This window comes from Helicobacter pylori (genome assembly GCF_001653475.1).
GTDB classification, from domain to species: Bacteria; Campylobacterota; Campylobacteria; order Campylobacterales; family Helicobacteraceae; genus Helicobacter; species Helicobacter pylori_CM.
Genome location: NZ_CP011487.1, coordinates 882,627 through 902,741 on the forward strand (window position 1 = coordinate 882,627; position 20,115 = coordinate 902,741).

Below are 20,115 nucleotides of genomic sequence, written 5' to 3' on the forward strand. Positions count from 1 at the left end.
TGATGGTTATCAGGCGATTGTATAAATTTTGCGCTAGCCATGTGGTGCGCAATTGCTCTTCTTTAAAATGCGCTCAAAACATCCATGGGCATAATTATGAAGTGGAAGTCTTTATTGAAACCAACCGCTTAGATAATGCGAACATGGCGTTAGATTTTGGGCTGATGCAGCAAGAAATGCAAACCTTTATAGACTCCTTTGATCATGCCCATCATTTTTGGGACAAAGAAAGCGATGAGTTTCAGCGTTTTATAGAAAATCATTGCGTCCGCTATGTGAAATGCTCGTTCAATTTGAGCGCGGAGAGTTACGCTCTCATGTTTTTATACTACCTGACAAGGATTTTACAAAAAAGCGTTTTTTCCAATAATGAAGGGGAGTTAAAAGTCTCTAGCGTGCGCGTGCATGAGACTAAAAACGGCTACGCTGAAAGCTTTTTAAAAGATTTAGAAAACCCACACTTTAAATCTTTAGTGCATAATCATTGCGTCTCTTTCTCGCAAGGCATTCAAAATTTGTGGCAAGATAAGGATTTTTTCAATAAAATCATTAGCGATGAAAAACAATGCTTTTTTCACGCTAAACCCTTACACCAAATCCCTTAAAAATGAAACTCCCGGTCGTTGAGAGCTTTTTTTCCTTACAAGGTGAAGGAAAAAGGATAGGCAAACCCAGTCTTTTTTTGCGATTAGGGGGGTGTAACCTTTCGTGTAAGGGCTTTAATTGTAAAACCTTATTGCATGATGAAATTCTAACAGGTTGCGACAGCTTGTATGCGGTGCATCCTAAATTCAAAACATCTTGGGATTATTACAATGAGCCTAAATCTTTGATTGATCGTTTAGAGAATTTAGCCCCTAATTATAAACATTTTGATTTCATTCTTACAGGCGGGGAGCCAAGCTTGTATTTTAATAACCCTATTTTAATCAGCGTTTTAGAGCATTTTTATCACAAAAAAATCCCTTTATTTGTGGAGAGTAATGGCTCTATTTTTTTTGAATTTAGCCCTATTTTAAAAGAATTGCATTTCACTCTAAGCGTCAAACTTTCTTTTTCTTTAGAGAAAGAAAGCAAGCGGATCAATCTTAAAGCCTTGCAAAATATCTTAGATAACGCTAAAAGCGTGCATTTTAAATTTGTATTGGAGAATCAAAACGCCGCTCAATCTATCATAGAAATTCAAAACCTTTTGAAACAACTCTCATTAAAAAACAATGAAATCTTTTTAATGCCCTTAGGCACAACCAATAAAGAGCTAGACAAAAATCTAAAAGCCCTAGCCCCCCTAGCCATAGAGCATGGTTTCAGGCTGAGCGATAGGCTTCATATCCGCTTGTGGGACAATCAAAAAGGGTTTTGATGATTTTTATAGATGTTAAAAAAGTAGGAAATCATGACCATCAAAGTTTTTTCGCCCAAATACCCTACTGAATTAGAAGAATTTTATGCCCAACGCATCGCTGATAACCCTTTAGGGTTTATCCAACGCTTGGATCTTTTGCCTAGCATTAGCGGGTTCGTTCAAAAATTGCGCGAGCATGGCGGGGAATTTTTTGGAATGAGAAAGGATAAAAAGCTCATTGGGATCTGTGGGCTTAATCATATCCATAAAACAGAAGCAGAGTTGTGTAAATTCCACATTGATACCGCTTATCAATCTCAAGGGCTGGGTCAAAAACTCTATGAGAGCGTGGAACGATACGCTTTAACTAAAGGCTATACTAAAATCTCTCTGCATGTGAGCAAAAGCCAAATCAAGGCATGCAGTCTCTATCAAAAGCTGGGTTTTATGTGCATCAAAGAAGAGGATTGCGTGATTGAGTTGGGCGAAGAGACTTTGATTTTCCCTACTCTTTTTATGGAAAAGATTCTGTCTTAATTGGTGCATCCATTTGACACACGCCCAAGCTGCAATTCAACTACCAAACTTTTATTAACACAGCCTAATTAATGTTAAATTAGCCCTAAAAAAACGCTTGTTTTTAAAATTTTGTTTCAATACGAAATACCAATCCCTTATAAAAGCTTTAAATTTCAAAAAACCAACAAACAATCCCGTTAAATTGTATAATAAAGACACTATAAACTAAAAAGAGATAACCATGAGAAAACTATTCATCCCACTTTTATTATGCAGCGCGTTAGAAGCTAATGAGAAAAATGGCTTTTTCATAGAAGCCGGGTTTGAAACCGGGCTGTTAGAAGGCACACAAACGCAAGAAAAAAGACACACCACCACAAAAAACACTTATGCAACTTATAATTATTTACCCACAGACGCCGTTTTAAAAAGAGCGGCTAATTTATTCACAGACGCTAAATCTATATCACAATTGAACTTTTCATCTTTATCCCCTGTTAAAGTATTATATATTGGTGGTAAATTGACTATAGAAAACTTCTTACCTTATAATCTAAGCAATGTTAAGCTTAGCTTCACAGACGCTCAAGGCAATGTGATCGATCTAGGCGTGATAGAGACCATCCCCAAACACTCTAAGATTGTTTTACCTGGGGAAGCGTTTGATAGTCTAAAAGAGGCGTTTGATAAAATTGACCCTTATACTTTCTTTCTTCCAAAATTTGAAGCCACTAGCACTTCTGTTTCTGACGCTAACACGCAAAGGGTGTTTGAAACGCTCAATAAGATTAAGACAAATCTTATAATGAAATATAGCAGTGAAAATCCAAGCAATTTCAACACTTGTCCTTACAATAATAATGGTAATACAAAAAATGATTGTTGGCAACCTTTTACCCCACAAACCGCAGAAGAATTCACTAATTTAATGTTGAACATGATCGCTGTGTTAGACTCTCAATCTTGGGGCGATGCGATTTTAAACGCTCCTTTTGAATTCACTAACAGCCCAACAGATTGCGATAATGATCCTTCAAAATGCGTAAATCCTGGGATAAACGGGCGTGTTGACTCTAAAGTTGATCAACAATATGTGTTAAACAAGCAGGGTATTGTCAATAATTTTAGAAAAAAAATAGAAATTGATGCGGTCGTTTTAAAAAATTCAGGGGTTGTAGGGTTAGCCAATGGGTATGGCAATGATGGCGAATACGGCACATTAGGGGTAGAAGCTTATGCATTAGATCCTAAAAAGCTGTTTGGTAACAACCTTAAGACTATCAATTTAGAGGATTTAAGAACCATCTTGCATGAATTCAGCCACACTAAAGGCTATACCCATAACGGGAACATGACTTATCAAAGAGTGCCAACCGGTCAAAATGAAAATGGCAAGCCAAAAGATTCTGATGGTCTCCCCTATAATGTGTGTTCGCTTTATGGAGGATTGGTGGATTTCATCACCACTTACTCCAATAAAAATAGCCCTATAGACATTCAAACCAGAAGGAATTTTTCATCATCTTTTGGTATCTTTGGCGGGTTAAGGGGCTTGTATAACAGCTACTATGTGTTAAATAAAATCAAAGGAGCAGGAAATTTGGATGCAGTGACAGGGTTTAATTACCGCTATAAGCATTCTAAATATTCTGTAGGGATTAGTATTCCTTTAATCCAAAGAAAAGCGAGCGTCGTTTCTAGCGATGGCACTACTACGAACTCTTTGGTTTTTAATGAAGGGGCTAGCCATTTTAAAGTGTTTTTTAATTACGGGTGGGTGTTTTAAAACGCTAAAATATTAAAGAGCTTCATCAAGCGATAATCTCATTGTGGTGCGTAATGTTAAGGATTCCATCACCACCAAAATCCACCAACGCTATCGGCTAAGTTTTGGTTGAATCACTCAAAGGTTTGCGCTTCTTTCATGTTATGGGCGAGACTTCGTGTTGGGTGTCAGATTTGTTGTAAATTGGCGCCATTAAAAGCGATACGATAAAGGCAATTAAAGCAACCACAAAAATATAAAAGCTTAAACCATAACTTTGCAAACTTTCAGGCACTGCTATAGCTTTTGCATTTAAGTAGCTTGAAAGTTGAGGGGTAAAGCCAGCGGTTATAGCATAGGCTATGTTATAAGCGAAGGAAATCCCGCTAAAACGGATTCTAGCGCTAAACACATCGCTCATAAAAATGGGGCAAAAATTCATAATACCCGCACAAAAGCAAGCTAAAAAGTATAAAACTATGGTATTTACTAAACTTGGCGCGTTAGAATAAAACTCTCTAAAGAATAAAAAGCCAAAAAAAGCAAAGGCCGTGCTAAAAGCCATGCAAACTTTGTGCGGTTTGATTTTATCGGCCAAAAACCCAGTTAAAATAATAGAACTTACAATCCCAACAAGTCCTAAAATTTGAAAATAGGTTTTTTCAAAAGGAGTGAAATTAAAATTAGGATGCATGAGAGTGAAATTTGGAACAAAAAGGATAAAAATCAAAATACAAGCGGTTAAAACCCAAGTGATAAGCATGGAGATTAAGATGCCAAAGAGAGAGTTTTTAAACACCTCTTTAAGCGGGAATTTAACTAAGGCATTGTCCTGCTTCATTTGCTGAAAAACAGGAGTTTCTTCTAAAAAGCGTCTCAAATAGACAGAAATGATACCAAAAATCCCTCCAAGCCCAAAAGCAACCCTCCAAGCCCAATATTCAACAACAGACTTGTCAAAAACCATATAAATCCCAATATAAACCAAACTCCCAAGTAAAATCCCAGAAACTACAGAAGCAGTTAAAAAACCGATATAAGTGTTTTTTTGACCTTGCGGAGCATGTTCATGGACAAAAACCCAAGCGCCAGGCAATTCACCACCCACAGCAACGCCTTGACAAATCCTAACAAACACCAAAAAAACAGGAGCTATGTAACCAAGATAATAAGCGTTTTTCTGGGTAAGTCCCATGCTATCAACGCCAAAATTCACAAAATGATTAAAAGTTGGCATCAAAGCTAGCGCAAAGGTTGGGATTACCATCAATAAAATAGAGAGCATGAACATATTTTTACGACCGAATTTATCCCCAAAGTGGGCCATCACTATACCGCCAAGCGGGCGTGCCAGATAACCTGCGGCAAAGATACCATAAGTGTTGATTTCAGACCAAATAGGGCTGAGCGTGTTCGGAAAAAAGTGTTTGGCGATGATACTCGTAAAAAACACAAAGATAATAAAATCATAAAACTCTAAAGTCCCCCCAAGCGAAGACAATCCTAAGGTTCTTATCTCTTTTTTGCCTAAATGTTTTATTGATTACCCTTTCACTAAGGCTATCGCCCTATTTTAAATTTTTCATTTTGAAACTAAGATGGATAAGATTAATTTTATATAACTACCTTACACCTTAACGGCATTTTTTAGATAACAAGCATTAAATGAAATTTTATTAGCGCTCAAAAAGTGAATCATTCTATCTTTTTTATCATTAAGCATGACTTAAACGAGTTTAAATTTTGTTTCACCCATTTTGTCAAAACGCTTACTTAATTATATCCGCCACAAAAACACTCCCATTAAGACTTAAGCAATAACTCTTCCTTTAATTTTTTAATGATGGCTTCTTCTCTTGTTTCACGAAATTCCTTTATATTTTCCCATTCTAATTTTAGGGTAGGGTCAATATAATTTCTTTTTTTATACTCTTCTATGGCTTGCTCATTTTTATATTCTTCTTTGAGCCACACTTCATGGTCTTTATCCTTTTTAGAGCTGTTTTCTTGGCCTTCTAAAAGTTGGAGGTTGTATAAATAATTCCCACACCTATAGAAATCTTTATCCAATTTTTCATTTTTCTTGTCAAACTTGGATTTTGGATAAATATGGTCTATATGAAAGGTGGTGGTTTTATAGTTCAGATTGGGATATAAGATTTGCAAAATAGGGAAGACTCGGGGATGGCTACTAAAAAACACCATGTCTTCTATAGCATCATTAGTGATTTTTAAAGGGCTTTTTTCATGTTTAGCTAAATTATGGTTGAATGCTTCAAAGGTTGGCGCTCTGATGCTATGAGCTATGATGCTTAATTTTGTATCTGTTGAAGAAGTGAAATAACTCGTGATTTGAGCGTTGCGGACAAATTTTAGGGCTTGTTCTCCATCGTTTTTATCCATTTTTTGTTTTAAAAAATAAAAATAGGCTAAAGTGGATAAAATATAAGCTGAACCTAGATAACCGGCATAACCAAAAGTTTTTAATAGTTCTGCAGCGTTATAGATGCTTTCTGTGATTTTTTCCCAATTTTCTTCAATCTTTTTGATATTACTTTTATTAAAATTTTCTAATTCAAACTTAGTGTTGCTACCAATTAAAAGCAAGCAAGTTTTTAGCACCTGGTCTTTCCCCATGTTTGAAAAGCCTTTGTCTTTTAAAGTATCCACTAGCTCATTCATTTTTCCTCTAATATCGATTGAAAAGCTTGCTGTCAAAATAGACATCAATAAATCTGAATAGCTTAACTTAACCCCGCCACTATTGACACGGATAAAAATATTTAAAACTTTATTAAGATTTTTTTCTGTTTCTTCAAAAAATGAGATGAGTTGTTTGGTGAAAAAAGCTTCTTTTAGCTTTTCTAGCAAGCGCAATTCATTCCCTTTTAAACCATGTTCTTGCACATAATTCCAACCACCACTTTCCAACTCTAAAATATCCCCCACCTTAAACCAAAAATATTCTTTATCATTTTCAGGCGTTTTGTCATGGAATTCAAATTGGTAATTGTCTTCTGGATTGTCCATGTTTGGCCGGTGCTTCAAATTCAAATACAAACGCTTCTCTTCATAAGCGTTGGGATTATCGTATCTAAACCCCCTTCCCTTTTTCTTAAGCGTTCTAGTGCCTTTAATTCCAATATAAAGCGAGGTTAAGCGTTGTTGGCCATCTAGGACAATATACAAATCATCACGCCCGATTTGTTCAATACGGATTTTTTCATTGTGAGGCTTTCGCTCATCATAATTTTCAATGAATTTATAGAGTTGGAAATTGAGTTTATTGTTATCTAATTCATCGCTCTTGGCTATATCCTCCTTTTGTAATTTCCAAAACAAAAAAGAGCCAATAGGATAGCCCCTAAGAATGGAGTCAAAAGTTGCTCTATCTTTTTTTCATCGGCTTTTTTGAGCCACACATATTCACGCTGAATGTCAGGCAAAAAATAACGAACATTCAATTCATCTACCACATTTTTAATGCTATTATCCGAAAACACACCCATAAGAATCTCCTTATTGTTATTCAGGCTGTATTATAATCAAATCTTAAAGAGATTAGATTGAGCCAACTCTTAATTTAAGATTTTTTCCATGCGCTTTTGGATCATTTCTAAAACCAAGCAAAAAAGCCAGTAAATCAAAGCGGCTTCCAAGTAAATGGGCAGAAAGTCATAGCTAGCGTTCGCTTTTTGCTGCGCGATTCTAAAAACCTCTGCGATAGTTACCACAGAAGCTAAAGAAGTTTCTTTAAAAAGGCTGATGAAAGTGTTACTTAGGCTTGGCGTGGCGACTTTGAGCGCTTGAAAAAAGATGACATGCCAAAAGGTTTGCAAGTAATTCAAGCCCAAACTCAAGCTTGAATCCCATTGATCTTTAGGGACAGAAAGGAAGCTCGCTCTTAAAGTCTCTGAAGCGTATGCCCCTACATTCAAGGAAAACGCAATAATGCCTGCCGGGATTGGATCAATATAAACCCCAAGAGCGGGCAAACCATAAAACACCACCACAATTTGGACCAATAAAGGCGTGCCTCTAATGAGCGAGACATAGAAATTCACGCCCGCTAATAAAGCCTTATGAATGAAATTTTTAGAGGGCGCGATTTTAATGAGAGCCACCACAACAGCAATGAATAAGCCCAAAATAAAAGAAATGATCGCTAAAGGCAAAGAAATGCAAAAAGCGGCTTTTAGCATGGGGTAGAAAGCCTCTAACAGCAATTCCAAACGCTCCTTGCTTAAATCTAAAGATTTAAAAAACAAAGACAGACTATGGCTGGCTGACATCTTTTCCAAAAAATTGTTCGCTTAAGCGTTTTAAAACCCCTTTATCTATCAATCTTTGCATCGCCTGGTTGATAAGCTCTAAGGCTTTTTCTTGGTGCTTGTTGATGACAAAGGAAGCGCCCCCATCTTTTTCTTTGGACTCCCATGCGATTTTAAAGGGGTTGTTTTTGTGGGTGTTTAGGTAGTTTAAGATCGCTAAAGAACTATTTAAGGTCAAATCGGCTCGTTTTTGCACCACCAACAACAAAGCTTGCGCCATAGAATCCACCGAAACGATTTGAGCGTCGTATTTGGAAGCGATTTCCCCATAAGTGGAGCTTAAAGTGTTAGCCGCTCTCAAACCCTTAATGTCTTTAATGTCTTTAATGCGGTTTTCATCTTTTCTAACCAGCATGATTGTGCCTGAATAACTATAAGGCAAGCTTTTATCAAAAGTCGCTTGGCGTTTTTTAGTCGTCAAACTCACTTGATTAGCGACCATATCAAAACGCCCCGATTTCAAACCTGTAAGCATAATATCCCATGAAGTTTCGTGGAATTTGATTTTCACGCCAAGCTCTTTAGCCAACTCCCTAGCCACTTCCACATCATAGCCGGTGAGCTTGCCTTCTTTATTATGGTAAGTGAAAGGGGGGTAAATACCTTCTGTGCCAACGCTGATCGTTTCTTTATTAATAAGCCTTTCATACAAGCTAGAAGCGTTCAAAAAAACCCCAAAAAAGCTCATTGCAAATAAAAAGAGAAATAAAACTTTTTTCATTTTTTAATCAATCCTAATTTTTATTTTTCGCACATTCTAACACAAAATAAAAATTTTGCTTTGATTTTAAATATAGACGCGCTCCAAGCGTTTGGATAGGGTGCTGATAGTTTCATAAGGAATGGTGTTTAAAAGCATAGCGATTTCGCTTGCATCGTTAGCCTTAGTGCTTTTATCCCCAAACAAAATGACTTCATCGCCCTCTTTGGCTTGAATATTATTGAGTTTGACAAAACATTGATCCATGCACACCTTGCCAATAAGAGGGGCTAATTGGTTATTGATCGCTACTTGAATACGATTGCCTAAAGCACGCATTAACCCGTCCGCATACCCTAGAGCTAAAACACCCACTAAAGTCTCTTCATTGGTATAAAAATGCTCGCCATAGCCAATAAATTCGCCTTTTTTAACGCTTCTGATTTGAACGATTTGGGCTTTTAAACTGATAACATTTTTCAAGATTGTTGGGCATGATTCTTTCATTCCGCTAGAAGGGTAAAAACCATAGAGCATGATGCCTGGGCGATAGAGGTTTAACAAACGATTTTCATTCCCGTTACACAAAGAAAGGATGCCGGCGGAATTGTAGGCATGGCGGTATTGAAACTCTATTTTTTGATTTAAAAGCTGCTCTAAAAAAGCGTTAAAGGCTTCCATTTGGTTTTTAGCATGGGTTTTAATCTTAGCATCAGCGTTGCTTAAATGCGTGAATATCCCTTCCACTTCCAAGCCCTTTAATGTGCGGATTTTTTTAATGATTTCTATGCTTTTAAAATTAGGCTCTAATCCCAAGCGGTGCATGCCGGTATCAATTTTGAGATGCACTTTTAAGCGTTTTTGAGATTTTAAAGCCATTTGAGAAAAAACTTCCGCTTGTTCAAGGCTAAAAATCATCGCACTCAAATCGTTATCAATTAACATGGGAGCGTTAGAATTAGGGCTATAGCCTAAAATCAAAATGGGGGTTTTAGGGAAATGAGAACGCAACTCTAAAGCTTCATCTAAGGTTGCTACTCCTAAATAATGCACTCCTTCTTGTAAGAAAATTTCGCTCGCTTTGATTGCCCCTGCCCCATAAGCGTTCGCCTTGACAACTGCCATGATGTGGGCGTCTTTAGGGACAATGCTTTTGACTTCATGAAAATTATGCCTTAAAGAAGCGGTATTCACTTCTACAAAACTCGCCCTTTTTAACATGGCCATCTTACTTGTTAGAATGCTTGCTAAAATACCAACGCGTTTCAGAATAAACCACTTTATGCAACAAAATCAACGCAATCAAATTAGGGATAGCCATAAGCCCGTTGGAAAGATCCGCTAAATTCCACACAAAATCAATTTTAGCCATAGCCCCCACCATCACACTCGCTAAAAAGATCAAGCGGTAATATTTCACTTTTTTTTCACCAAAGGCGTATTCAGTGCATTTTTCTCCATAATAAGCCCAACCAATAATCGTAGAGTAGGCAAAAAAGATCATGGTCAAAAAAATCACCACCATCCCTAATGAGCCTAGAAAATACTCCGTGCTTTTTAGAGTGAGCAAATTAGCGCTCAATTTTTCCCCATTAGGGAGCAAGGTGTTGTATTCTGGCGCCATTAAAATCACGCTCGCTGTTGCCGAACACACGATTAAAGTTACAATAAAAGTTTGGAGCATGGACACTAGAGCTTGACGCACCGGGTGGTGCGTTTGAGCGCTTGCGGCAATAATGGCTGAGCTCCCCAACCCCGCTTCATTAGAATACAACCCCCTAGCCACGCCCGTTTTTATCATCGTCGCTATCAACGCACTACTCGCTCCGCCAACAACGGGTTTAGGGTTAAAGGCTTCTTCAAAAATGAGTTTGATCGCTTGAATGGCTAAATCAAAATGGCTAGCAATAATATAAATAATAGCGATCAAATACAAAAGCACCATAATAGGAGCTAAGTAAGAAGTGAATTTACCAATGGATTTAATCCCCCCTATGACAATAACAGCGGTTAAAAGAGTGAGCAATAAGCCTGAAACCCAACTAGGCAAGTTCGCTTGTTCGCTCAAAATGGAAGAAACCGCATTAGATTGCGTCATGTTGCCGGTGCCAATGCTTGCAATAATCGTAAAAATCGCAAACGCCATGGCGAGTTTGGGCATGTTAAGGCCGTTTTTGATGTAATACATAGGCCCTCCGTTGTATCCAAACGCCCCTTTTTCCCTGTATTTCACCGCTAAAATCCCCTCAGAATACTTAGTCGCCATGCCAACAAGCCCAGTAACCCACATCCAAAACACCGCTCCTGGCCCTGCAAGGCTAATAGCAGTCGCTACGCCTACGATACTCCCAATGCCTACAGTCGCCCCTAAAGAGAGCATGAGAGCGGAAAATTGCGAAATGTCGCCCTTAGATTGGGACTCTTTGTCAAAAAGGATTTTGATTGCATAAAAAATCTTACTGAATTGCAAACCCCTAAGATAGAAGGTTAAAAACAAGCCGGTGCCTACTAATAAAATTTGCATGGGAATCCCCCACACAAAATTAGATAACAAACGCACCATTGAATCAATCGTTTCCATAAAAACTCCTTAATCAACTAAGGTTTAAAAAAGAAATCCCTTAATCCCTAAAAAATGCAGAAAAAAGCATAATATCGGCATTTTTTTCATTCGCTCCGTCTTGGCTTAAATCAGCGATAATTTTACCAATGGCTGGACCAAAAGTGATGCCAAGCCACCCCAGCCCTGTCGCATGGATTAAGTTTTTATAGCGTTTGTCAAACCCTAAATAAGGAATATCATTAGGGGTTAAGGGTCTGAAACCACACCACTCTATGGCGTCTTTCATTTCAAAAGGCTGCGTGAAAGCGGCTAAATTCTTTTTCATGTTAGCGATTTGCTCTTTATCAATGAGAGCGTTGTTAGTGTTTAATTCCAGTTTAGAGGTGATCCTAACGGTATCTCTTCGTGGGGTCATCGCCATGAAAATATCCGCAAATAAAGAAGAGGTTTTGGGTTTTAATTCTTCAGGCATTTTAAAAGTGATGCTATAACCTTTAGCCCCCATCATTAGAAAATCGTTCTTGGTTTTTTTAATGAGAGTGGGGTTAGCCCCTGTAGCTAGAATAATTTTTTCTGCTTGGATTTTTTCCTTATGCGTGATAACGCCATCAATGAGATTACTTTTAAACTCAAAATCAACCACTTCTTCATTATAAAGAAACTCCACGCCCGCATTTTGTAAATATTCTTGCAAAGAGCACACCACTTCGCCTGGATCCACATGCGCGTTTTCGGTTAAAAGCACGCTCCCGCAGATATTGTCATTAACAACGGGCATGTATTCTTTGGTCTCTTTCACATTCAAAATCTTATAAGCACCACTGTTATCGCAAGTTCTGATTTTTTTTTCAAAATTTTCTTCTAAAGTGTAGATCATCAAAAGCCCGTCTTCCTTATACCAAAAGTCCATGCCGTCTTTTAGCATTTGATGGTATATATCAATACTCAGCCACCCGTAGCGTTCAAACAACGCCATGGTGCGGTGCGTGGATTTGGCGTTCGCGCTTTTCATGAACTTTAAAATCCATTGATAGAGCTTTAAATTAAGCCCAAAATGGAATTTTAAAGGGGCTTGGTTTTTGAGCATGAGTTTTAGGGTGTCTAACACCACACCAGGGCATGAGAGAGGGGCTTTTTTAAACGCAGAAATGAGCCCGGCATTCCCAAAAGAAGTGCCGTTTGTGCCATCGCTTTTTTCAATCACGCAAACCTTATGCCCTAATTTATGCATAGAATACGCACAAGAAAGCCCTACAATCCCACCACCTATTACCACGACTTCTTTTTTCATGCTGATAGCCCCTTTAATCAATTACTTAATGGCTATCGCTTCAATTTCTACTAAAGCGTCTTTAGGCAGTTTAGCCACTTGAAAGGTCGCTCTGGCCGGATAAGGCTCCTTAAAATAACTCCCATAGATTTCATTCACCACCGAAAAATCGTCTAAACTTTTCAATAAAATAGTCGTTTTAACCACGCTATCCATCCCTAACCCTGCTTCTTTTAAAATCGCTTTGATATTTTCCATTGACTGCGTGGTTTGAGAATGAATATCCGCACCCTTAAATTCCCCAGTGCTCGCATCAATACCCAATTGCCCAGAGACAAAAACAAGATCGTTAGTAGCGATAGCTTGAGAGTAAGGGCCTATAGCCTTTGGGGCTAGTGTTGAATGGATGACTTCTTTCATGATTGAAACTCCTATGATTATATGTTATGTCAGCTATTATTATGCAATCAAATTAAAAAGAAATAAAAAATGAGTGCAAAACGCTATGAATTTTCATCTTATTATAAGGTATTGTATATTTTTTACTCATATTTAGAAATTCTTAAACGGGTTTTATTTGAATTTTAGGCTTGTTATCATTAAGTATTAAAGATCACTCGCTTGCAAGCCCTTTCATTATGGCTTATTTTACAAAACGCCTTTGAGCGTTTTTATAGACACTCATTGCCACTTGGAAATTTGAACGAAACCTTGACTTTTATTATTGAGTTTAGATACAATAACAATCGTCTTTTTGAATAAAGAGTGCGGGAATAGCTCAGTGGTAGAGCACGACCTTGCCAAGGTCGGGGTCGCGGGTTCGATCCCCGTTTCCCGCTCCATATTTTGATTTAACTTCTAGAGCATGGTTTCTATTTAGTTTGCCCAGGTGGTGGAATTGGTAGACACAAGGGACTTAAAATCCCTCGGTAGCAATACCGTGCCGGTTCAAGTCCGGCTTTGGGCACCATTTTTCAAATTGAGCGTGATTTGATTTTATTTTTTAATACGCTAGTGTTAAAATTAAGGCGACATAGCCAAGTGGTAAGGCATGGGTCTGCAAAACCTTGATTCCCCGGTTCGAATCCGGGTGTCGCCTCCATATTGTAGTCATTTAGGGACTTTTGTATTGTAGGGACTTTTATGAAAATAGCGGGAGATGGCTGAGTGGTTGAAAGCGGCGGTCTTGAAAACCGTTGAGGGTCATACCTCCGGGGGTTCGAATCCCTCTCTCCCGGCCACTTGATTAAAATCTTTTAAGCGATTTGTTTTGGCAAATTCATCTCTTCTTTTAACAAAGAATTTTGTGAATATTGATTGTCTCTTTTAATTGAAATTTAAAGATTAGTTTAAAGGATTTTATTCGGTGGGATTGTCAGCATCAAGCCTTATTGTTCCTCTTAGCGTTATTTTAATGGTGGTTTTCACTAAAAGAGTCGCACTCTCGTTGTTTGTAGGCATTTTAGTGAGCGCTGTTTTAATGCATTCTTTACACCTTTCTCAACTTGTAGAATATATTTATCATAAAGTCACTTCCGTTTTTTACGCTTATGATCCAGAAAAGGGGCTTAATTTCAACCTTTCCAACCTCTATGTTTTTGGATTTTTAATCTTTTTAGGCATCTTAAGCCAAGTAATTTTAAAATCCGGTAGCGTACAGAACTTTGTCAAAAAAGCTAAAAAATACTCAAAAAACGCTAAAACCCCTGAATTTATCGCCTTTTTTTCAGGCATTATTATTTTTGTAGATGATTATTTTAACGCCCTGACCGTGGGGCAAATCTCAAAGTCTTTAAACGACGCTCATAACTCCACACGAGAGCGCTTGGCTTATATTATAGACTCCACTTCAGCACCGGTGTGCTTGCTAGTCCCTATTTCTAGCTGGGGGGCATATATTATGGGGATCATGAATAACGACAGCTCGCCCTTATTAAAAGATAGTTTTTCGGTGCTTGCTCAAAGCTTAAGCAGTAATTATTATGCGATTTTTGCGCTCATTGCAGTCTTTCTCACTATTTTATGGCAAATCAACCTCCCTAGCATGAGAAAGTATCAAAACATAGGCGTGAAGGATTTTTATAGTGAACAAGAAGAAAGCTCTTCAAAACTAGCCCCCTTGAGTTTGTTACCCCTTTCTATTTTATTATTGATTGTGTCCATTTCATCATTGATTTTTTACACTGGGGTGATCTTAAAAAACACTGATGCGAGTTTTTCGCTCTTTTATGGAGGGCTGTTTTCGCTCATTGTTACTTATCTTTTAGCTTATCAATTTTTAGAAAAAGGGAGCTTTTTTAAACTAATGTTTGATGGCTTTAAGAGTGTGGGGCCGGCGATATTGGTTTTAACGCTCGCTTGGGCTATCGGACCTGTGATTAGAGATGACGCTCAAACAGGGTTTTACTTGGCTCACATTGGCAAGGAGTTTTTAAATAATGGGGGAGGCGTGTATATGCCTTTAATCTTTTTTTTAATCTCTGGGTTTATCGCCTTTTCTACCGGCACAAGCTGGGGGGCGTTTGCGATCATGCTTCCCATTGGAGCGGGCATGGCTAGTGAAAGCGATATTATTTTGATTGTTTCAGCGATCCTTTCTGGGGCTGTTTATGGCGATCACACAAGCCCCATTTCTGACACGACTATACTATCGGCTACGGGGGCAGGGTGTTCGGTGCAAAGCCATTTTATCACGCAACTCCCTTATGCGACTATTGCGATGCTTTGCAGCGCGGTGAGTTTAGGGGTGGCAAGTTTTATGCATTCGCGCTCGCTTGCTCTTTTAATCGGTGTGGCTTTGCTTGTGGGGGTGTTTTATCTTTTAAAAAGGTTTTATGGCGAAAATCTAAAAACTTGAATATTGACTTAAGCAAAGCTTAAAAATCCCATTTTTTAAAATTAAAATAAGGTTTTAGAGATCCATATTTGACCAAAAAAGAGTCTCATTCTATTATCAATCAATTAAAAAAAGTTATTCAAAAATAGCCATACAATTATAAAAATCTTCACAAATCTCTAAAGAGTAACGCTTTTTAAAAAAATACATTTTTTTTTAATTTTTTAATCAATCATTAAGGTGTTTTAAGTTAAATTTCCTTATCTGTTAAACATACGGATAATGTTATATCTTAAGGAAAGAAAATGGGGTTAGGACACTAATAGGTTTAGGGATTTTGTTGAGCGTTTTGAGTGGCGATGATCTGAGATTGTATTCAAAACCTGTAGTCTATTCGGCTGGAAGTGGGATTATTGGGATTGACATTGACAAACGCACCTTTTACAAACGAGCGTTCGCTTTCACGATGCAATCATTGTTCGGTGAAAACTTGCTTCTGTTTGTCAAATTGAAACATTCTGCGTTAATGAGCAAACACATGAAAGGGCCTTTGGAAAACCGCCACCATCATTCTTTCACTAAAAATTATGAAAAAACGGTTAATGGTTGTCAAAAGTATTTCCATATCAAATTGCCTGAAGGCGCTCCTAGCAACTTCAAATCAGGCTCATACATGGCCACTATGGTGGTGCGTTTTTAAAGCGTTATTTGGGGTATTCTTTAATACCCTTATTATCTTTTTATTATCTTTTAAAAACACAAATTTATTTTGATTGGGTGAAGTATTTTCAAGATATTGATAAAAACTCATAGAAGAAAATAAAAAGACTTTTGTTTCCATCAAATACGAGTCACTAAAACTTTTTATGGTGGGTTATGGCGTATTTTTGGCTTTAGTGGTTTCTTTTTAGGATTAGTTCCATCAAGGTTTAAAAGACTAGTCTCTTTTCTCTTATCATTTAGCGCTAAAAGCGACTCAATTAGCCCATTCTTTGATGACTGATTTCATGGTTTGTAATCATCTATTTTTATCTGCCCTAAAGCCATGAAGCGAAACAACCCCCCTACAAAAACGCTTCTAATTTATAAGCTTTTTTATGCTCTTGTTTCAAATCCATGTAAGCGTTTAAAAGCATGTATTCTTCAAAGGATAAAACCGCTAGATGCTCCTTAGCGAGATCATTCATTTCTAATTCTAACAACACGAATAAAAAGGCTTTTTGCGCCTTATCGTCTTCTTGGCTTAAAATCTCAAAAAATTGAAACCATTGATCAGGGACAAGAAATTTTTGCGCTTTTTGCGCGAGCTTTAAATAATCATTCTTATCATAACCCACCCTTTTGCAAAGCTCTGAAATCTTTAAAGTGTCTGTGTTTAAAGATTTTTCAAAAAAGGCTTTTAAAAAAGACTTCACGCACTCTTTATCCAAGTTATCTTGCATCGCATTCAAAGCCTTTAAAACCTCTTTTTTGCTGCCTTTTTGGGCGATTTCTATAAAAGCGTAGCGGCGTAATTCCAAAGGGATTTGCGCGTTTGTTAAAACTTCAAAGGCGTTTTTTAAGTCGTTATGAATGAAAGCTTTCAAGCGTTTAGAAAAATAAGCATGCTCATAAGAAAGAGAGTGCTTAGCGTGATCTTTAGGCTCAAGGGTGTTATTTTCTATATTGTGGTAATGCTTAAAAAGGTTATCCACTTTTTCGCACCCGCTACTTGGCGTGTTCAAATCAGCCTTTAAATCATAACGGGCTAAGATTTGAGAGAGGTTTTTAGCGAGATCGCTTTTAAATTTCGTTTTTAAAAAAGTCTTTTGAGTGTCTTGAGATAGGATTTGTTTGAGCAATTTGTCAAAATCCCTCTTTTCATGGTATAAGCGGATTTTATGGTTGAGATTGTGCTTGAATAAAAAAACCCATGAAAAAAAAGCGAACATGCCCAAAACGCCCATAAGCCATACGGCAATGGGAAAATTAAAGCTATAGCTCCCTAAATTGAAAGCATAAGCTTGCGGATCGATGCTATAAGCAAACACGCCAAAACCCACAATGAACAAAAATGTAAAGATAATGTAAAAACGCATGCGCACCTCCTATTTATGGTATGGATGCTTAAAAATAATGCTTAAAGCCCTATAGATTTGCTCGCATAAGACAATTTTAGCCACTTCATGGCTAAAAGTCATCTCGCTCAAACTCCAAGCTTGACAATCCTTTAAAAAATTTTCTTCAAACCCATACGCTCCAGCGATAAAAAAATTAATATTAAGATGATTTTCTAACATTTTACTAAACGCAAAGCTATCGCCCCTTTGAGCTTTAGGGTGTAAGGCAATATTTTTTGCCTTAAGGTTTAAATACGGCTCAAAGGCTAGAGAGTAGCTTTTTTGAGCGAGTTCTTTAGAAACTTTTTGAGCGTTGGCGGTATTTTTAGGGAATAAATCCACTAATTCCAGCTCGCAATCAAATTGCCTGCATTGCTTTTGATAGATTTTCACTAGCTCTAAAGGCGAACTTTTAGCGATAGAATACACCACGCAACGCATCAATGTTAAAACTTTAAAAAATCTTTGAAGTCTTATGCATCATCATAGCGATCAAATCGCTCAAAGTTTTTTTCAAATCCTTCCTGTGCACAATCATATCAATCAAGCCATGCTCTAATAAAAATTCCGCTGTTTGAAAGCCCTCAGGCAAATCCGCCCCTATAGTTTGCTTAATCACCCTAGGCCCTGCAAAACCTATCATCGCTCCAGGCTCTGCGATAATCAAATCCCCTAAAAAAGCAAAAGACGCGCTAACGCCCCCATAAGTGGGATCGCTTAAGAGCGAAATGAAAGGGAGTTTGGCCTCACTCAACCGGTTCAAAGCCGCGCTCGTTTTAGCCATTTGCATGAGCGAATAAGTGGATTCTTGCATCCTAGCCCCCCCACTCGCTGAAACAATCAATAACGCTTCTCTTTTAGCGACCGCGCGATTGATCGCTCTTACGATCTTTTCCCCCTCCACAGAGCCTAAACTCCCTCCCATAAAGCTAAAGTCAAACACCACGATCTGCAAAGGCATGCGGTTGATTTTAGCCTCCCCGCTGATCACTGAACTTGGGCGGTTAGTCCTTTTTTCGTATTTTTTAACGCGTTGTTTATAGCTCTCTTTATCCACGAAATTTAAAGGGTCATTAGGCCGTAAGTGCTTGTCAAACTCTTCAAAACTCCCCACATCGCATAGAAATTCAATCCTTTCAGCCGCCTTCATGCGGAAATGGTAATGGCATTTCAAACACACGCTGTATTTACCAAACACTTCTTTATGATACATTAACGCATAACATTTAGGGCATTTCACCCAATGGCTTGGCTGTTCTTCCTTACTTGGTGCTGTCCGCAATTTATTGATCTTAAAATTTTTAAAGAAATCTGCAAATCCCATGTTTTTCCTTAATTTTGCAGTTTTATCAGGATTGTATCCAAGTTTTGCTTATAATAAACAAAATTAGCTTAAGAGTAGTGATGCAAGGGTTTCTTTTACAAACACAAAGCATAAGAGATGAAGATTTGATCGTGCGCATTTTAACCAAAAACCAGCTCAAAACCCTCTATCGTTTCTATGGCAAACGCCATAGCGTGCTGAATGTGGGGCGTAAAATTGATTTTGAAGAAGAAAACGATGATAAATTTTTACCCAAGTTAAGGAATATTTTGCATTTAGGCTATCTTTGGGAAAGAGAAATGGAGCGCTTGTTTTTTTGGCAACGCTTTTGCGCTCTCTTGTTCAAGCATTTAGAAGGCGTGCATTCTTTGGATAGTATCTATTTTGACACTTTAGATGATGGGGCTAGCAAACTCTCCAAACAGCACCCCTTAAGAGTAATTTTAGAAATGTATGCAACGCTTTTGAACTTTGAAGGGCGCTTGCAAAGTTACAATTCTTGTTTTTTATGCGATAAAAAATTAGAGCGTTCTGCCGCTTTAGCGCAAGGGTTTGTTTTAGCGCACCCCTCTTGTTTGAAATCTAAAAGCCTGGATTTAGAAAAAATCCAAGCTTTTTTTCGCACTCAAAGCACGATTGATTTAGAAATAGAAGAAGTGGAAGAATTATGGCGCACGCTGAATTTAGGGTTTTGAAAGGTTAAAAATGAAATTTAAATTTTTGAATATGGATAATGAAAGCGGTTTTATTTTGATTGAAAAAGAATTGAAACGACTAAACATTCTCACTCAAGTCAAAGAAGATTGCATTGAGTTAAAAGGCGATAATATCCAACAAGCGAGAGTTTATCTTAAAACGCTTTTTAACTCCAATATTGTGGAATTAGACGATCATAAAAAAAGCGCAAACGCTTTAATAGAGCGCTTGAAATCTTTAGATTTAAAAATTGCGGTGGCTGAAAGCTGCTCTGGGGGGTTATTATCGCATGCATTCACTTCCATTAGTGGGGCTTCAGCGGTTTTTATGGGGGGTATTGTGTGTTACAATGAAGAGGTTAAGTGCGAATTATTGAAAGTCAATGCCACGACTTTAAAAGTCTTTGGGGTTTATAGCGAAGAATGCGTGAAAGAAATGCTATTAGGCGTGTTTTTAAATTTTAGAGCGGATTTAGCGCTTGCGATCAGTGGGGTGGCTGGCCCTAATGGGGGGAGCAAGGCTAATCCTGTAGGCACGATTTATATTGGCGTGCAAAAATCAGGATCTCAAGCTTTAATCGATCGCTGTTTTTTTGAAGGGAACAGAGAAAGCATTCAAAATAAAAGCGTAGAGCATGCCCTAAACATGCTCGCTAGAATCTTATAAA

The 20,115-nt window shown here is 37.8% G+C and carries 18 protein-coding genes, 4 tRNA genes and 1 pseudogene; 12 read left to right on the forward strand and 11 right to left on the reverse strand.

What is annotated here, in order from left to right; all coding sequences use genetic code 11:
* Positions 1 to 2 precede the first annotated feature (2 nt).
* From AA974_RS04210 to AA974_RS04225, 4 genes are all read left to right on the forward strand, one after another.
* Positions 3 to 605 (forward strand): 6-pyruvoyl trahydropterin synthase family protein, encoded by a 603-nt coding sequence (locus AA974_RS04210; RefSeq protein WP_064434062.1) that lies wholly within the window; start codon positions 3 to 5, stop codon positions 603 to 605.
* Between the two features lie 2 nt (positions 606 to 607).
* The gene (locus tag AA974_RS04215) at positions 608 to 1,363 is read left to right on the forward strand and encodes a 7-carboxy-7-deazaguanine synthase QueE (RefSeq protein WP_064433561.1); all 756 of its coding nucleotides are present in this window, start codon (positions 608 to 610) and stop codon (positions 1,361 to 1,363) included.
* A 33-nt stretch (positions 1,364 to 1,396) separates the two neighbouring features.
* Complete coding sequence (locus AA974_RS04220) at positions 1,397 to 1,882, forward strand: GNAT family N-acetyltransferase (protein ID WP_064433562.1); 486 nt, start codon at positions 1,397 to 1,399, stop codon at positions 1,880 to 1,882.
* A 223-nt stretch (positions 1,883 to 2,105) separates the two neighbouring features.
* On the forward strand, positions 2,106 to 3,650 hold the full coding sequence (locus AA974_RS04225) for a hypothetical protein (RefSeq protein WP_064433563.1): 1,545 nt from the start codon (positions 2,106 to 2,108) through the stop codon (positions 3,648 to 3,650).
* Positions 3,651 to 3,786: 136 nt separating this feature from the next.
* Here AA974_RS04225 and AA974_RS04230 read toward each other — a convergent pair whose 3' ends face one another.
* The 8 genes and pseudogenes from AA974_RS04230 to AA974_RS04270 form a co-directional block, all read right to left on the reverse strand.
* On the reverse strand, positions 3,787 to 5,169 hold the full coding sequence (locus tag AA974_RS04230; RefSeq protein ID WP_080471028.1) for an MFS transporter: 1,383 nt from the start codon (positions 5,167 to 5,169) through the stop codon (positions 3,787 to 3,789).
* Between the two features lie 263 nt (positions 5,170 to 5,432).
* A pseudogene (locus AA974_RS04235) lies at positions 5,433 to 7,138 on the reverse strand (DUF262 domain-containing protein).
* Between the two features lie 69 nt (positions 7,139 to 7,207).
* The gene (locus AA974_RS04245; protein ID WP_064434065.1) at positions 7,208 to 7,921 is read right to left on the reverse strand and encodes an amino acid ABC transporter permease; all 714 of its coding nucleotides are present in this window, start codon (positions 7,919 to 7,921) and stop codon (positions 7,208 to 7,210) included.
* Complete coding sequence (locus AA974_RS04250; protein WP_064433564.1) at positions 7,905 to 8,681, reverse strand: amino acid ABC transporter substrate-binding protein; 777 nt, start codon at positions 8,679 to 8,681, stop codon at positions 7,905 to 7,907. Before AA974_RS04250 ends, AA974_RS04245 begins: the two co-directional genes overlap by 17 nt.
* A gap of 66 nt (positions 8,682 to 8,747) precedes the next feature.
* Positions 8,748 to 9,881, reverse strand: coding sequence for an alanine racemase (alr, locus tag AA974_RS04255; RefSeq protein WP_064434066.1), 1,134 nt, complete (start codon positions 9,879 to 9,881; stop codon positions 8,748 to 8,750).
* Positions 9,882 to 9,888: 7 nt separating this feature from the next.
* Complete coding sequence (locus tag AA974_RS04260) at positions 9,889 to 11,241, reverse strand: alanine/glycine:cation symporter family protein (protein ID WP_064433565.1); 1,353 nt, start codon at positions 11,239 to 11,241, stop codon at positions 9,889 to 9,891.
* Positions 11,242 to 11,281: 40 nt separating this feature from the next.
* Positions 11,282 to 12,514 (reverse strand): NAD(P)/FAD-dependent oxidoreductase, encoded by a 1,233-nt coding sequence (locus AA974_RS04265; protein WP_064433566.1) that lies wholly within the window; start codon positions 12,512 to 12,514, stop codon positions 11,282 to 11,284.
* A 21-nt stretch (positions 12,515 to 12,535) separates the two neighbouring features.
* Positions 12,536 to 12,913, reverse strand: a complete 378-nt coding sequence (locus tag AA974_RS04270; protein WP_000665793.1) for a RidA family protein — start codon at positions 12,911 to 12,913, stop codon at positions 12,536 to 12,538.
* 347 nt (positions 12,914 to 13,260) lie between these two features.
* On the opposite strand from AA974_RS04270, the gene AA974_RS04275 reads away from it, so the two are divergent.
* The 6 genes from AA974_RS04275 (at position 13,261) to AA974_RS04300 (ending at position 16,029) form a co-directional block, all read left to right on the forward strand.
* Positions 13,261 to 13,335, forward strand: a tRNA-Gly gene (locus AA974_RS04275).
* Positions 13,336 to 13,376: 41 nt separating this feature from the next.
* Positions 13,377 to 13,463: transfer RNA gene (locus tag AA974_RS04280), tRNA-Leu, on the forward strand.
* A 57-nt stretch (positions 13,464 to 13,520) separates the two neighbouring features.
* Positions 13,521 to 13,595: transfer RNA gene (locus AA974_RS04285), tRNA-Cys, on the forward strand.
* Positions 13,596 to 13,646: 51 nt separating this feature from the next.
* Positions 13,647 to 13,734: transfer RNA gene (locus AA974_RS04290), tRNA-Ser, on the forward strand.
* Positions 13,735 to 13,859: 125 nt separating this feature from the next.
* Positions 13,860 to 15,350, forward strand: a complete 1,491-nt coding sequence (locus AA974_RS04295; RefSeq protein ID WP_064433567.1) for a Na+/H+ antiporter NhaC family protein — start codon at positions 13,860 to 13,862, stop codon at positions 15,348 to 15,350.
* A 316-nt stretch (positions 15,351 to 15,666) separates the two neighbouring features.
* A complete protein-coding gene (locus AA974_RS04300) occupies positions 15,667 to 16,029 on the forward strand; it encodes a hypothetical protein (protein WP_064433568.1) in 363 nt (120 codons plus the stop codon).
* 364 nt (positions 16,030 to 16,393) lie between these two features.
* Here AA974_RS04300 and AA974_RS04305 read toward each other — a convergent pair whose 3' ends face one another.
* Genes AA974_RS04305 through accD form a run of 3 tightly spaced genes read right to left on the reverse strand, consistent with a single transcriptional unit; the run spans position 16,394 to position 18,752 of the window.
* On the reverse strand, positions 16,394 to 17,407 hold the full coding sequence (locus tag AA974_RS04305; RefSeq protein ID WP_064433569.1) for a LapA family protein: 1,014 nt from the start codon (positions 17,405 to 17,407) through the stop codon (positions 16,394 to 16,396).
* Positions 17,408 to 17,416: 9 nt separating this feature from the next.
* Positions 17,417 to 17,869 (reverse strand): 23S rRNA (pseudouridine(1915)-N(3))-methyltransferase RlmH, encoded by a 453-nt coding sequence (gene rlmH, locus AA974_RS04310; RefSeq protein WP_064433570.1) that lies wholly within the window; start codon positions 17,867 to 17,869, stop codon positions 17,417 to 17,419.
* 13 nt (positions 17,870 to 17,882) lie between these two features.
* Positions 17,883 to 18,752 carry an acetyl-CoA carboxylase, carboxyltransferase subunit beta gene (gene accD / locus AA974_RS04315; protein WP_064433571.1) on the reverse strand — a complete coding sequence of 290 codons (870 nt, stop codon included), beginning with the start codon at positions 18,750 to 18,752 and terminating at the stop codon, positions 17,883 to 17,885.
* A gap of 80 nt (positions 18,753 to 18,832) precedes the next feature.
* Here accD and recO point away from each other — a divergent pair, with 80 nt between their 5' ends.
* Together recO and AA974_RS04325 are read left to right on the forward strand one after the other, a co-directional pair.
* Positions 18,833 to 19,447, forward strand: coding sequence for a recombination protein RecO (recO, locus tag AA974_RS04320; RefSeq protein ID WP_064433572.1), 615 nt, complete (start codon positions 18,833 to 18,835; stop codon positions 19,445 to 19,447).
* A gap of 10 nt (positions 19,448 to 19,457) precedes the next feature.
* Complete coding sequence (locus AA974_RS04325; RefSeq protein WP_064433573.1) at positions 19,458 to 20,114, forward strand: CinA family protein; 657 nt, start codon at positions 19,458 to 19,460, stop codon at positions 20,112 to 20,114.
* Position 20,115 lies beyond the last annotated feature (1 nt).

Coding starts and splice junctions, on each gene's coding strand:
- AA974_RS04210 (WP_064434062.1), top strand. CDS start 3: ATGGTTATCAGGCGATTGTATAAATTTTGCGCTAGCCATGTGGTGCGC.
- AA974_RS04215 (WP_064433561.1), top strand. CDS start 608: ATGAAACTCCCGGTCGTTGAGAGCTTTTTTTCCTTACAAGGTGAAGGA.
- AA974_RS04220 (WP_064433562.1), top strand. CDS start 1,397: ATGACCATCAAAGTTTTTTCGCCCAAATACCCTACTGAATTAGAAGAA.
- AA974_RS04225 (WP_064433563.1), top strand. CDS start 2,106: ATGAGAAAACTATTCATCCCACTTTTATTATGCAGCGCGTTAGAAGCT.
- AA974_RS04245 (WP_064434065.1), bottom strand. CDS start 7,921: ATGTCAGCCAGCCATAGTCTGTCTTTGTTTTTTAAATCTTTAGATTTA.
- AA974_RS04250 (WP_064433564.1), bottom strand. CDS start 8,681: ATGAAAAAAGTTTTATTTCTCTTTTTATTTGCAATGAGCTTTTTTGGG.
- alr (WP_064434066.1), bottom strand. CDS start 9,881: ATGTTAAAAAGGGCGAGTTTTGTAGAAGTGAATACCGCTTCTTTAAGG.
- AA974_RS04260 (WP_064433565.1), bottom strand. CDS start 11,241: ATGGAAACGATTGATTCAATGGTGCGTTTGTTATCTAATTTTGTGTGG.
- AA974_RS04265 (WP_064433566.1), bottom strand. CDS start 12,514: ATGAAAAAAGAAGTCGTGGTAATAGGTGGTGGGATTGTAGGGCTTTCT.
- AA974_RS04270 (WP_000665793.1), bottom strand. CDS start 12,913: ATGAAAGAAGTCATCCATTCAACACTAGCCCCAAAGGCTATAGGCCCT.
- AA974_RS04305 (WP_064433569.1), bottom strand. CDS start 17,407: ATGCGTTTTTACATTATCTTTACATTTTTGTTCATTGTGGGTTTTGGC.
- rlmH (WP_064433570.1), bottom strand. CDS start 17,869: ATGCGTTGCGTGGTGTATTCTATCGCTAAAAGTTCGCCTTTAGAGCTA.
- accD (WP_064433571.1), bottom strand. CDS start 18,752: ATGGGATTTGCAGATTTCTTTAAAAATTTTAAGATCAATAAATTGCGG.
- recO (WP_064433572.1), top strand. CDS start 18,833: ATGCAAGGGTTTCTTTTACAAACACAAAGCATAAGAGATGAAGATTTG.
- AA974_RS04325 (WP_064433573.1), top strand. CDS start 19,458: ATGAAATTTAAATTTTTGAATATGGATAATGAAAGCGGTTTTATTTTG.